General features: G+C 61.3%; 15 protein-coding genes, 2 tRNA genes and 1 pseudogene. 5 read left to right on the forward strand and 13 right to left on the reverse strand.

The window, feature by feature from the left end; translation table 11 throughout:
- Positions 1-3: 3 nt before the first annotated feature.
- Positions 4-79: transfer RNA gene (locus tag QZ266_RS03205), tRNA-Thr, on the forward strand.
- Between the two features lie 386 nt (positions 80-465).
- Here the strand turns inward: QZ266_RS03205 and QZ266_RS03210 are convergent.
- Positions 466-1,613, reverse strand: a protein-coding gene (locus tag QZ266_RS03210) for an IS3 family transposase (protein WP_295691596.1) whose coding sequence is annotated in 2 segments (ribosomal slippage) — positions 466-1,355 and positions 1,355-1,613 — 1,149 coding nt in all. Because the reading frame shifts where the segments join, the coding sequence is not laid out codon by codon here.
- Positions 1,614-2,319: 706 nt separating this feature from the next.
- Here QZ266_RS03210 and yghU point away from each other — a divergent pair.
- The gene (gene yghU, locus QZ266_RS03215; RefSeq protein WP_295691598.1) at positions 2,320-3,174 is read left to right on the forward strand and encodes a glutathione-dependent disulfide-bond oxidoreductase; all 855 of its coding nucleotides are present in this window, start codon (positions 2,320-2,322) and stop codon (positions 3,172-3,174) included.
- A 49-nt stretch (positions 3,175-3,223) separates the two neighbouring features.
- Here the strand turns inward: yghU and QZ266_RS03220 are convergent, their stop codons facing one another.
- The 9 genes from QZ266_RS03220 to QZ266_RS03260 all read right to left on the reverse strand — a co-directional run bounded on the left by QZ266_RS03220 (position 3,224) and on the right by QZ266_RS03260 (position 9,730).
- Complete coding sequence (locus tag QZ266_RS03220) at positions 3,224-5,119, reverse strand: hypothetical protein (protein ID WP_295691600.1); 1,896 nt, start codon at positions 5,117-5,119, stop codon at positions 3,224-3,226.
- A gap of 29 nt (positions 5,120-5,148) precedes the next feature.
- Positions 5,149-5,841: a DUF305 domain-containing protein gene (locus tag QZ266_RS03225; RefSeq protein ID WP_295691601.1), complete on the reverse strand. Its 693-nt coding sequence runs from the start codon at positions 5,839-5,841 to the stop codon at positions 5,149-5,151.
- A gap of 90 nt (positions 5,842-5,931) precedes the next feature.
- Positions 5,932-6,411: a bacterioferritin gene (gene bfr, locus QZ266_RS03230; protein WP_295691603.1), complete on the reverse strand. Its 480-nt coding sequence runs from the start codon at positions 6,409-6,411 to the stop codon at positions 5,932-5,934.
- 98 nt (positions 6,412-6,509) lie between these two features.
- A complete protein-coding gene (locus QZ266_RS03235; protein WP_295691605.1) occupies positions 6,510-6,707 on the reverse strand; it encodes a (2Fe-2S)-binding protein in 198 nt (65 codons plus the stop codon).
- Between the two features lie 129 nt (positions 6,708-6,836).
- On the reverse strand, positions 6,837-7,628 hold the full coding sequence (locus QZ266_RS03240) for a TIGR00266 family protein (RefSeq protein WP_295691607.1): 792 nt from the start codon (positions 7,626-7,628) through the stop codon (positions 6,837-6,839).
- A 100-nt stretch (positions 7,629-7,728) separates the two neighbouring features.
- Positions 7,729-8,145 (reverse strand): response regulator, encoded by a 417-nt coding sequence (locus QZ266_RS03245; protein WP_295691609.1) that lies wholly within the window; start codon positions 8,143-8,145, stop codon positions 7,729-7,731.
- Between the two features lie 71 nt (positions 8,146-8,216).
- On the reverse strand, positions 8,217-9,113 hold the full coding sequence (gene folD / locus QZ266_RS03250) for a bifunctional methylenetetrahydrofolate dehydrogenase/methenyltetrahydrofolate cyclohydrolase FolD (protein WP_295691611.1): 897 nt from the start codon (positions 9,111-9,113) through the stop codon (positions 8,217-8,219).
- On the reverse strand, positions 9,094-9,426 hold the full coding sequence (locus tag QZ266_RS03255; protein ID WP_295691613.1) for a DUF167 family protein: 333 nt from the start codon (positions 9,424-9,426) through the stop codon (positions 9,094-9,096). The genes folD and QZ266_RS03255 overlap by 20 nt, the downstream gene beginning before the upstream one ends.
- Positions 9,401-9,730 (reverse strand): YggT family protein, encoded by a 330-nt coding sequence (locus QZ266_RS03260; RefSeq protein ID WP_295691614.1) that lies wholly within the window; start codon positions 9,728-9,730, stop codon positions 9,401-9,403. Before QZ266_RS03260 ends, QZ266_RS03255 begins: the two co-directional genes overlap by 26 nt.
- A 118-nt stretch (positions 9,731-9,848) precedes the next feature.
- Here QZ266_RS03260 and QZ266_RS03265 point away from each other — a divergent pair.
- Positions 9,849-9,924: transfer RNA gene (locus tag QZ266_RS03265), tRNA-Ala, on the forward strand.
- A gap of 143 nt (positions 9,925-10,067) precedes the next feature.
- Here QZ266_RS03265 and QZ266_RS03270 read toward each other — a convergent pair.
- Entirely contained in the window at positions 10,068-10,484 is a 417-nt protein-coding gene (locus tag QZ266_RS03270) for a response regulator (RefSeq protein WP_295691616.1), read from the reverse strand.
- Positions 10,485-10,713: 229 nt separating this feature from the next.
- On the opposite strand from QZ266_RS03270, the gene QZ266_RS03275 reads away from it, so the two are divergent.
- The gene (locus QZ266_RS03275) at positions 10,714-11,340 is read left to right on the forward strand and encodes a helix-turn-helix transcriptional regulator (protein ID WP_295691618.1); all 627 of its coding nucleotides are present in this window, start codon (positions 10,714-10,716) and stop codon (positions 11,338-11,340) included.
- 58 nt (positions 11,341-11,398) lie between these two features.
- Positions 11,399-11,845 carry a hypothetical protein gene (gene fliL / locus QZ266_RS03280; RefSeq protein ID WP_295691619.1) on the forward strand — a complete coding sequence of 149 codons (447 nt, stop codon included), beginning with the start codon at positions 11,399-11,401 and terminating at the stop codon, positions 11,843-11,845.
- A gap of 21 nt (positions 11,846-11,866) precedes the next feature.
- Here fliL and QZ266_RS03285 read toward each other — a convergent pair whose 3' ends face one another.
- Together QZ266_RS03285 and QZ266_RS03290 are read right to left on the reverse strand one after the other, a co-directional pair.
- Entirely contained in the window at positions 11,867-12,148 is a 282-nt protein-coding gene (locus QZ266_RS03285) for a 4a-hydroxytetrahydrobiopterin dehydratase (RefSeq protein WP_295691622.1), read from the reverse strand.
- Between the two features lie 29 nt (positions 12,149-12,177).
- Positions 12,178-12,690, reverse strand: a pseudogene (locus QZ266_RS03290) (biotin synthase); the annotation flags it as partial.

Raw genomic sequence — 12,690 nt, forward strand, 5'->3', positions numbered from 1 at the left:
TGGGCCGCTTTAGCTCAGCTGGTAGAGCAACGCATTCGTAATGCGTAGGTCAGGTGTTCGAGTCACCTAAGCGGCACCATTTTTAGATATTTAATGGAATTCCGACCTAGTATCGAGCGCGGCAGAAAGCGACCGGTAAGCTCCTACGGCCTATGGCAAACGTCCATCATCAGCTTGTACATATCCGGGTTTATTTGGACTGACATGGCAAAGGACTGCCACTCTCCCCCAAACTGAACGCGGACGTCTAGCTGCATACGTTCAGAGTCAGTGGTCTGCATCGTGAGTGACGATGCGCCCTGAAGCTCGAAACCACGCTCGCCTTCCTCGCCTATCGTTTCATATCTGCTTGCAGGCTGCCCTTCGAAGGCTTGCGTGACAGCGTACCTAACCGACCCTGCGGGCAGCGCCGAAGAGCGGAGATAGAGGTCTCCCTGAGCTGCTGCCGGTTCCGTGGACAAGCACCTAAGCTTCCATAGCTCTCCTTTCGTAGTCCATCGGGCTGAGATATCCCAGCGTCGAGTGACGGCGTCTGGGATTGTAGAAGCGCTCGATATAGTCGAACACGTCGGCCCGGGCCTGATCGCGTGTCCGATAGACTTGTCCCCGGATGCGCTCGACCTTGAGCGATGAGAAGAAGCTCTCCATCGCGGCATTGTCCCAGCAGTTGCCTGACCGGCTCATCGAACAGGTGATGCCGTGATCCGCCATCAGCCGCTGGAAGCTCTCGCTGGTATACTGGCTGCCCTGGTCGGAGTGATGCAGCAGGGTATCGGGGCGGCCGCGCCGCCAGATTGCCATCATCAGCGCGTCGGTGACCATCTGCGCGGTCATCGCGTCTTTCATCGACCAGCCAACGACGCGCCGCGAGAACAGATCCAGCACCACAGCCAGATAGAGCCAGCCTTGTGCTGTCCAGATATAGGTGAAGTCGGCGACCCATTTGCGGTTCGGCCGATCCGCCCGGAAGTCCCGTTCAAGCACATTCGGTGCGATGACCGAGCGTGTCCCGCTGTCCTTGGGAAGCTGACGACGGCGAGGCCGGGCCCGCAGGGCCTGTTCCCGCATCAGCCGCTCGATGCGATGCAGGCCGCACGATATGCCCTCTGCCAGCATGTCGCGCCAGACGCGACGAGCGCCATAGGTCCGGTCCGACAACAAGAAGCTGGCCCGGACGCGGGCACCGAGCGCCTCATCGCTCCTGGCGCGAGCACTGGGTGACCTGATCAGCCAGGCATGGAAGCCACTTCGAGAGACACCGAGCGCCCCACACATCCAACTGACCGGCCAAATCCCCCGGTGCTTCGCGATGAACCCGAACATTACAGCGGGTCCCTGGCGAAGTAGGCCGCGGCTTTTTTTAGAATGTCCCGCTCGGCCTTCAGCCGTGCGACCTCCCGCTTGAGCCGCCGAACCTCGTCATCGGCAGGCGTCAGCTTGCCTTGCCCGGGAAAGGCCCCGGCAGGCTGATCCCGATACTGCGTTATCCAGCGCCGTAGCACCGTCTGGTGCAAATCCAGATCCCGCGCTGCCTGGGCGACGCTTACGCCCCGCTCCAGCACTAACTGCACCGCTTCTCTCTTGAACTCGCGGCTGAACTGTCGTCGTGTCATTCTTCTTCTCCGGTTCCAAAAACACCCTAACTCGGTGTCCTCAAAACCGGCAGCAGCTCACCCAGCCATAATGAACGGTCAGCCGGGTTGCAGTTCGCCGACAAAACAAAGTTTTCGCCAGTTTCCCATTCGCCCTCATACCTTATGGAATACAGTTCGACGTCCTGTTCCGACCCGAACACGTCAAAGAGCGCACTTTTGCAAAAGCGCCATCCACTCAGGTCGTTAAGACAGAAATTGTTTTGGTCGCGGCGGACATCCTCCATTAAATTGGAGAATTCCTCACGACTATCCTGTGATGAGGGTTGCTGCCCGCTAACCTCTCCCGCGAACAACGCACAGCCAATTACCACCCCGGCGCAAATCCGAAAAATCATTGTCAGGCCTCACTTCAGCTGAGTTTCAATCTAGCGTTTAACGAGATCGTGCGCGACTTTTCTCGCGCGCGGGTGACGCATTCGCGCTCATCCAACGCGCCACGACCCGATAAGATCCTTGGAGCGCTTCCCGCAAAGTGGCCAAGTTTGTAAGTTAGCGCCAGCCTCCAAGGAGCCTACCCCCGATTCAGGCTGATGCCTGCCCTCTTGGCGAGGATTACGCCCACGTGATCGAAGCGCTCAGGCCCGCCCGGCGTTTTCGCCAAACCCCATGCTTGTCCGGGCCTCGAAACTCCCTACATACCCGTTCAAGCAAACAGGGGGTCTTCATGACCGATACCAGCGCGTATGTGCCGCCGAAAGTGTGGACGTGGGATAGCGAGAGTGGCGGCCGTTTCGCCAGCATCAATCGCCCCATTGCCGGAGCCACCCACGACAAGGATCTGCCCGTCGGCCAGCATCCGCTCCAGCTCTATTCGCTGGCCACGCCAAACGGCGTGAAGGTCACGATCATGCTCGAGGAATTATTGGCGGCCGGCCATGCCGATGCCGAGTATGACGCCTGGCTGATCCGGATCACCGAAGGCGAGCAATTCTCCAGCGGATTCGTCTCGATCAATCCGAACTCGAAAATCCCAGCCTTGCTGGACCGCAGCACCGAGACCCCCACACGGGTCTTCGAATCCGGATCCATCCTGCTGTATCTGGCGGAGAAGTTTGATGCCTTCCTGCCGAAGGACCCGGCAAGCCGGACCGAAGCGCTGAACTGGCTGTTCTGGCAGATGGGGTCCGCCCCCTATCTCGGTGGCGGATTTGGTCATTTCTACGCTTATGCGCCGGAGAAGTGGGAGTATCCAATCGACCGCTTTGCCATGGAAGTGAAGCGTCAGATGGACGTACTCGACAAGGCCCTGGCCGACCGCCCCTATCTGGCGGGCGCCGAGTATTCGATCGCCGATATGGCAGTCTGGTCCTGGTATGGCGCGCTGGCGCGCGGCGTTCTCTATGAGTCGGCCGAATTCCTGTCTGTTCAGGATTACACCCATGTCCAGCGCTGGGCGGCGGAGATTGCCGACCGGCCGGCCGTGCGGCGCGGAATCAAGGTCAATCGGGTCTGGGGCGAAGAAACCAATCAAGTTCCCGAGCGCCATTCCGCTGCCGATATCGACGCCAAGGCGGGATAGACAGACACAGGCGGGGCAGCATGACGCCGCCCCGCCTGGATTGTCAGCGTCAGCCGGCTCGGCTCAGCAGGCCCGCGAGCTCGGTCAGGCGGCGAGCCTCCGCCGGGACAAGCCCGTCTGCACCCGCTGCCTCGGCGAGCATTGCCGACGCCGCGGTCAGAGCCGCACTGTCGGGCGACCCGGCAGACCAGGCATCCAGTGCAGACCGGACAGAGGCGATCGCAGCACCTTCCAGGGCGTCGCCGCGCTCGATCTGGTCGAGATAGGCTTGGGCGACCACCGGCTGGTCGGGCCATTCAATGTGCAGCTGGGTCTGGGTATTCGCCTCGTCGAAGCGGATCAATTCAGCCGCCGCAATCTCGTTCGCGGTCAGATATTCGCTGGGCTGGAGCCGGAAGACATCCATACCCCTGACAATCTCTGGCGCCCAGATTCGCCCGTTATGCCAATAGGCCGCCCAGTATCCGGCCACACGGAGCGCATCCGGCCCGAGCGGTCCGCGGTCGAAGAAAGCGATTTCGTACGGATTATTGCTGTCGGTAAAATCGATGATCGAGAGACCACCGCTATACCAAGCCTGAACCATGATATCGCGACCCGGGACCGGGACGAGCGTGCCGTTGTGAGCGACGCAATTCTCGATCGCCGATTGTTCGCCCGGAATCTTGAAGAAACCGCGCAGCTGCAACTCGCCGTCAACAATATCGGCAATGAGGTTGGCGCCCCAGTTTTCCGGATCGGTTGACTGGCAACGCGGGCCGATGCCGCCGCCCCACTCATCGGTGAACAGGACCTTGTCGGCATCGTTCGAGAATGTCGCCGAATGCCAATAGGCCATGTTCGGATCAGCCAGGTCCGAGATTCGGCGCGGGCTCACCGGATCGGTGATATCGAGCAGGATGCCATTACCGCCGCAGGCGCCGGCGGCCAGGTTCATTTCGGGATAAACCGTAATATCGTGACAGGAAACGGTTGCGCTGGCCTCCTGTGCGCCCTCTTCCATGGCACCACCGGCCCACAGGCCGGCGATTTCACCGGTCTCGTAATCCGTGAAAATGCGCGGCCGGGCGATCAGGGCCGCCTGTTCCGGTGCATCAAGCGGCACTTCGATGATGTCGATCGAGTACAGCGCGGTCTCGGGATTCTCGTCCGGCTCGCCACCGCTACAACCGGCAAGCTCGCTATCCGGCCGCGGGCTGCTTGTGCCCTGGACATAGATATAGGCCGTGCGGTCATCGGTCGGGTGCGGCACGAATGTGTGGGTATGCGAGCCACGACAGGTTTGCACCGCCGCCACCTGGCGCGGAGCGTCGAGATCGCTGATGTCGAAAATCCGCACGCCGAGGAAACGCTCGGGGCTGGACTCTTCCTCGACGCCGCCACTGCCGCAATCAAGCCGGCCACGACCCTGTTCGGTCGAGAAGAAGACAAGGTCGCCATGAACCGAGACATCGCCCTGACCGCCCGGGCAGACAACCGACAGGATATGTTCCGGATCATCCGGATCGGCCGCGTCAAAAACGTTGAACCCATGGAAGCCGCCGACGATCACGCGATCGCCGGTGAAGGCGAGGTCGGAATTGGCAAAGGATAGAAGGCCCGGCCCTGTATATTCTTCCTCTGCCTCGGCAGGGGCCGCATCGGGATCGTCTTCGTCTGCGACATCATCGCCCGGCTCTTCGGCCATCTCGTCGGTGGCGTCATCCTCAACTACCGCTGGCAGGCTGAGCGGGATCATGGCCGTTTCGCGGTCGAAGAAACCTTCCGGAGGCGGCACGGAGGCCGTCATCTCGAGATTCCAGATGACGCTTTCGGCATCAAAAATACCCGGAGCGAGATCAGCCCGCGACGGCGGCCCTTCAACCGTCTCCTCGACGGGTGCTGAGCAGGCAGCCAGCGCTGCGCCCAACGCAGCCAGTGAAACCATGGAACGGAAATTCGGCATCGAGTAGCCCCCCTTGGACCGATGAAATTCTAGAGACCGGCGAGCATACCGCGCATGCGGGATATCTCGGCGGATTGGTCGGCGATGATGGCCGACAGGAATTCGGATAATTGCGTGTCTTCGCCATTGCCTGGCTCGGCGAGCAAGGCTTCAACCATGTCGATCGCGCCCTGATGGTGATGGATCATCCCGACCAGATAGAGACGATCGAAACCCGCATCCCGCGCGTCGGCGAGCTCCACCATCTGCGCCGGCGACAGCATGCCCGCCATCAAGGGCGTTTCGGACGGCGCGGCGGCATGGCCTTGATGCCCCATGGCATGGCCGCCATGGCCCGGCATCATCGCCCCATGTTCGGGCCCGTCATGTTGCATCTCAAGCGATTGCTGCCGGCGGTACAGCCAGGCACGCATCATCTCGATCTCCGACCCCTGAGACAGCGCGATGCGCTGGGCGATCAGGACAACTTGCGGATTGTCAGTTCGACCCTCGACCAGCTCACCCATCGCAACCGCCTGGCCGTGATGCACGATCATGTGCTGCATGAAACGAACATCATCAGCCGAATAGCCGGTATCGGCCTGACTGAGGGATTCCTCAGGCGTCAAGATGCGCGTCTCTGTTCCCGGAGCACCCGGCTGGAAGATGGGCGGGGCCTCTGCGAACCCGGACCCGGAACTCAGGGACAAGCCCATCGTCGCCACAATGATGAAATGCGTCATGATTTCCCCGCGCCGGAACAGCCGGCGTAACGGGAATGTAATCATGCTTGTCGGGCCGGGGGAATAGCCGCGCGTGCCGGGACCCAGCAATCAGCCCTCGCCAGGGGCCATTTGTGACTGCATATACCGTTCTTCCCCGACCTTTTCGATCAGTCCCAGCTGGGTCTCGAGGAAGTCGATATGCTCTTCCTCGCTGTCGAGGATGTCCGTGAAAATCTTGCGCGAGACATAGTCACCGACCTGTTCGCAATGGGCGATCGCCTCCTTGTAGAAAGGATGGGCGCGCTCCTCGACCTTGAGATCGCACTCGAGGCACTCCTTGAGGGTCTCGCCGATATAGATCTTGGCCAGGTCCTGAACGCTCGGCAGCCCCTCCAGGAAGAGAATGCGTTCGATCAGGATGTCGGCATGCTTCATCTCGTCGATCGATTCCTCGTACTCGATCTTGGCAATTTTCGCGAAGCCCCAATCCTTGAACATGCGCGCGTGCAGGAAATACTGATTCACGGCCGCCAGCTCGAGCTTCAGCGCCCCGTTCAACAGTTCAATGACCTTGGCATCGCCCTTCATGGCGTCTCTCCCGTGTGCAGCATGATGGGCTAGTCTACGGAAAGCCGGCGAAGAGCCAAAACATTAAGTTTGCAAGTGAAAGTGGGTCTCGCTCGCGATTATTCCGCGGCAGCGGGAAGGTCGTCAGTCCCGATCCGGGTCGCGGCGATCATGTCAGCAACATCCGGCAGGCAGCGGCCGCATTTCGGCTTGGCGTCACACCGCTTGAACACGCAGGCAGCACTCTTGATGGACGGGTCCGCCGCCGCAGCCTTGAGTTCGCGATCGCGCAGCGCATTGCAGATGCAGACATACATGGGCGAGCACGGTTTCCTATTGAGCCTGCGACCATCATTCCCGCGAATGCGAATGACTGTCAACTGCATAATGCGCATGTCGGGCACATTCCGGCGCCCGACCTGTCGCAGACTCACAAGAGGATCCGACTAGCTGCCACGCATGATCGAGCCGAGCGGCCCAAGCGCGGACCCCTCGCCCTGGCCAGACCCGGTCACAGGCACATTGGCCAGGATACGACCCGCCAGGCGGGAGAATGGCATCGACTGGATCCAGACTTTCCCGGGCCCTTTGAGATGAGCAAAGAAGACACCTTCGCCACCAAAGATCATCGACTTGATATTGCCTGCGCGCTCGATTTCGAAATCGACGCTGGGCGTATAGGCGACGACGCAGCCGGTATCGACGTGCAATTCCTCGCCCGCCGCCAGTTCGCGCTCGATCAGGGTCCCACCGGCATGAACGAATACCCAGCCGGTTCCTTCGAGCCGCTGCATGATGAAGCCTTCACCGCCAAACAGACCGGTCATGATTCGCTTCTGGAGAGCGATCCCGACCGAGACTCCCTTGGCTGCGGCCAGGAAACTGTCCTTCTGGCAGATCAGCTCGCCGCCCAGGTCGGGCAGGTGCACAGGTAGGATCGTACCGGGATAGGGCGCCGCGAAGGCAACACGGGCCTTGCCCTGGCCGCCATGGGTGAAGACGGTCATGAACAGGCTCTCACCGGTCAGGAGGCGCTTGCCGGCGCCGGCCAGTGCGCCCCAGACGCCCTTATTCTTCTGGGAGCCGTCCCCGAAAACCGCCTCCATGCCGATGCTGGGGGCCTTGTACATCATCGCTCCGGCTTCAGAGACAACGCTCTCGCCGGGATCAAGTTCGATTTCTACATACTGGATATCCGACCCGCCGATCTCGTAGTCGATCTCGTCAGCATCACTCATTGCGCTCTCCCTGTCACATTGGATGCGGCAAGGTTAGAGCGAGGCTCATTTGGAACAAGGGAAAACAGGCCGGTCGGCATTGCGACCCGAGGACGCGGCCCTAGATCGCCTGATAGTCGGCCGACTCGACCGCTTCGCGGATCATGTGCGCCAGGTGCGTCGGCATTTCGCCCTTATTGTTCCGAAAGCTGGAATTCTTGTCGACCCGCGCAATGCTGTCGGGCAGATGGCTTTCATCGACAATCATCGAGCCCGACAGGATCATGACCGGCGTATCCCCGGCACAGGATTGTATCGTCTCGAGCGTATCGGTCGGATGCACCGAGTCCGGCAGGCGCAGGTCGAGCAGGATGAGGTCGTAACTCCCGCGGGAAAGGCCGCGCTCGGCGTCCTTCAATGTCCGCGCCACTTCAAAGGAAATCTCGAGATCACCGGCCTCACAGACAGCATGCTGGACAAGCATCGCATCGGCGAAATCGTCTTCCACATGCAGAACGCGCAAAGCTTGGTTGCTCATAATTTCCTCCCTACGCTCATATTCTATGCAGGTTGCGTTATCGAACCCTTTACGAAAACACGCAAGTGCGGTCAAAAACCGTCCGGCAGAGACTGATTTGACCTAAGCCCAGCCGCAATCACGGTATTTCTAAGCAACATGGCGATCGTCATCGGCCCAATTCCGCCCGGAACCGGCGTTATCCAGCCCGCATGCCCGACAATTTCGTCAAATGCCGCGTCGCCGACGAGCCGGGTTTTGCCCTCACCGCGCTCCGGCGCATCAATGCGATTAATCCCGACATCGAGCACACAGGCCCCCGGCTTGACCCAGTCGCCGCGGATCATTTCCGGGCGACCGACAGCGGGTACAAGAATATCGGCGGTCCGGCACAACGCCGGCAGATCGGCCGTTCGGGAATGGGCAATCGTGACGGTGGCATTCTTCTCGAGGAAGAGAAGCGCAGCCGGCTTGCCGACCAGGATGGAGCGCCCGACCACGACAACCGACTTGCCGGACAGATCTCCCAGCGCCCGTTCGGCGAGCAGCACACAGCCGGCCGGCGTGCACGGGCGCAGGCCCGGCTTGGACAGCACCAGGCGGCCGGCGCTGACCTCGGTCAGCCCGTCAACATCCTTGTCCGGATCGATGCGACCAATGACACGATTGGCGTCGATATGGCCCGGCAGGGGCATCTGGACGAGAATGCCGTCGACACTGTCATCGCGATTGAGACCCTCGACGATCTCGATGATCTCGACCTCGCTCACATCGGCGGGCTTTCGGATCTCGATCGAGGTCAGCCCCGCTGCCTCGGTGCGGCGCACCTTGTTGCGGACATAGACGTCGCTGGCCGGGTCATCGCCCACCAGCACCACGGCGAGGCAGGGCGGGCGCCCCAGCGCCTTGGCCAGTTCCGCCCCGACCTCACCGGCCCGGGCATCGATCTCGGCGGCAATGGCCTTGCCATCAATCAGGTGTGCGCTCATCCGCGAAGGCCTCCAGTTGGGCGACGAGCCGGGCCTGAACCGGCCCTTCGGCCGCGATCCGGACTGTCTTCAAACGCGATGTCGCGCCGCGTATCACATCAATGTCGCGCTTGGGAATAGACAATTGCTTGGCCAGAAGCGCAATCAGCGCCGCATTCGCCTTGCCATTCTCGGGGATGGCCCGAACCCGCGCGGTCAGATGACCCCGCCCGGCCGCATCCGTCCGCCAGGCCTCGACATCATCACGCGAGGCATTCGGCGTCAGTCGGACATGGAGCGTCACGGCGTCAGCGGCGGCCGTGACGCGCTCCACCTAGAAGATCCGGATCAACCAACTCATTGAGGACATAGCCCTGCACAAAACCGATCAGCAGGATCAGGACGATTGGCGAGAAATCCATGCCGCCCAATGGCGGCAGGATACGACGAATCGGCGCAAGAAGAGGCTCGGTAATCGCGTTGGTCATCCGCCAGATCGTGCCGACAAACTGATTGTGGCCGTTCACGACGTTGAAGCTGATCAGCCAGCTCAGGATGATGCCGATAATGACCACCAGCCACAGGAGGCTGAGGAGCGGGTGGATGATATAGATGATCAGACCGTCGATCGGTGACATGGACTACCTTCTTTCGCCAGCGTTCGCCTTCTCCCGCTTCTAGCCCGCAATGTGCGCCAAGGTCCAGCGGCGCATGCTTGACACCACAGCACCGGAAAAGTAGGTGCCTCAGTGGTTCGGGGCCGTAGCTCAGTTGGGAGAGCGCGTCGTTCGCAATGACGAGGTCAGCGGTTCGATCCCGCTCGGCTCCACCATTTCCCGGGACATCATGACTCACCGCCTTGCGGGCCCTGCTGGGGATATTCCGCTCGCCGGACACGTGGCCAGTGGCAGGGTCGCACAGGCGAGGCCGCAGGCCGCGAACCCGGTCTCCCTCCTATCCCACCCGCAGGCAGTCCTAGCCGACAGTTTGCGGCATGGCTCCGGCCAGACGCGCCAGATCCTCGACCAGTTTCCGGAATTCATGCTGACGCGCGGGCTTCTGGGCCGCGCCCACAACATTGCCGAATGAGCGGGCAGGGCGGAGCATGTCCCCGGTCTCGCTGACGACCATGACGGGGATGTCGCGCAGGCCAGGCGCATCCTCGAGTCCGCGCAGCAGCCACATTCCATCGCCCTGCGCCATGCACATATCGAGCAGGATACAGACAGGGAGCTTGGGAGGGTCATCGACCTGACGACATCGCAGCAGATCCAGCGCCGCTTCGCCCGATCGCGCGACCTCCAGTCGAACGGCGTTTGAGTACCGATCGAAAGCAGTCCGCACCAGATCGATGTCCTCTTCACAATCCTCAACCAGCAAAACGGTCTTCATGGCCACACTCACACCTGCCGTTCGGACGCAGTCTGGCGCCCGTCAACATCGCTCCCCATCACGCGGTCGGTAAGGGCCGCGCGTCGCAAGTGTGCACGATGCTGGCACGGGCCCATGCAGGTCGCCTGTGTTCCAGCTCACACTCAGCTGGGATTTTGACTTGCTTCCCGTCGCCCGGAATATACTCCTACTTTTAGTGATGGAATTGGGGCTGCCTAAGGGACCGGCTTTGGATTGGGGCAAGGCATTACGTGAGTTTCGGGCGCAGACCGGCATCAACCAGCAAAGCCTGGCGGATCAGCTCGGAATAAGTCAGCCCCAGGTCTCGCGGATCGAGGCTGGGACGGCCATCCCGCATCCGGACACCATCAGCACAATTCGCGCCCTGATCGAACGGCCTGACAATCGCAGCCTGTTTGACGGATTCCTGACCACAATCCGCTTCAATCCCCATGTCGCCTGCCTCGTCCAGCCTGATGTGGACACGGTGCGCTATGTCGCGCTGTCGCAGGGTTTCCGCGAACACCCCCAATTTCGCCAGATCGATGTCGGCCAGACCGTGCGCAAGGATGCCAGCCGCAATGGCGAAGCCCTGATCATGGAGACGCTCCAGAGCGGAATCTTCAATGGCGAAGTCCTCGCCATCGACGCCATCTGGAAAGCCGAGATCGACCAGCACATCAATTTTTGGCATGGCATCCTGACCCCGATACGGTCGGGTGCCGGCGGGTGGTTTGTCCATTGTGAAATGGCGCCACTCGGCGCCGCCGATTTCGACGCCGAGCTCAAACGGCGTGGCAAACCGTTGCGCGTGCACACGCTTGAATCCGAACCGTTCGCCGGCCGAGCCGTCTAGCCTCTCCCCGAAGGGGAACGCTTCCTTTACCGCCGCATGCTAGTCAGGTGGCATGTCGATGACCGCCCGCCTCCTGCCGGCCCTTCTGGGTCTGATGCTGATCCTGATCATTCCGGGCACGGCCGCCTGGGCGAGCCCGCCTGCCTCCAGCGAGTCCTCGGAGGAAAGCCGTCACCGCACAATCACATCGTCGGAAACCTATATGCCGCTGCGGCCATTGACGGCGACGGTACAGGCGAACCGCCGGGCGCGCGGCATCCTTCAGATCGAGGCTGGCCTGGAAATCGAGGACCCGCGCATTCGGCATCGGGTCGAGCGCTACATGCCGCGCCTGCGCAATGCCTATGTGTCTGCCCTGTCGAGCTATACAGGCATGCACTACAGTTTCGGCGATGTGCCGGACGCTGACCGGATCGCGCAGATCCTGCAAGAAGCAACCGACATGACGCTCGGCCAGGAGGGCGCTGACGTCCTCATCGGCATGATCATCATTCACACAGACTGAGACTCGAGCCGATCCGACTCGTCAAAGACCGCAAATACTGTCCATGAAGCCGGCGAGCTCGACATCAAGCCCGGTCACACCGTCCGCATCATGCGTGGCCAGCGTCACATCGACCTTGTTCCAGACATTGAACCATTCCGGATGGTGGTCCATGGCCTCTGCCTTCACGGCGACCCGGCTCATAAAGCCCCAGGCTGCATTGAAATCGGCGAACTCATAAACTTTGCGAATAGCGTCGCGCCCATCTACCGCGTGCCAGCCGGCCAGCTGGCCCAGCGCTGCCTGCGCCCCGATCCTGGTCATGCCTGTCTCCCGGCTTCGTTTGCTCTTGCCTATTCGGCTGGAACCGAACCATCCGTCCCAAGCGTCATGGGCTCGATACCCAGCGCCTTGAACAGGTCGAAATCATCATGCTGTTCAGGGTTGGGCGTGGTCAGCAATTCCTCACCGACGAAGATCGAATTCGCCCCGGCGAGGAAGCAGAGCGCCTGCAATTCCCGGCTCATGCCCTCACGGCCGGCCGACAGGCGGACCATGGAACGCGGCATCAGGATGCGCGCCGTCGCAATGGTGCGCACGAAATCAATGCCGTCGAGCGGCTTGCTGTCGCCCAATGGTGTGTTCGGGACCGCGACCAGATGATTGATCGGGACGCTCTCCGGATGCGGATCCATTGAGGCCAGTTCTGTGAGCAGGCCGATCCGGGCGGCTTCGTCTTCGCCCATTCCGACAATCCCGCCCGTGCAGACATGAATGCCGGCGCCACGGACCCGCGACAGGGTGTCGATCCGGTCCTGATAGGTCCGGGTCGAGATCACGCGGCCATAATCTTCCGGCGCCGTATC

The organism is uncultured Maricaulis sp. (genome assembly GCF_905480005.1).
In the GTDB taxonomy this organism is placed as follows: Bacteria; Pseudomonadota; Alphaproteobacteria; order Caulobacterales; family Maricaulaceae; genus Maricaulis.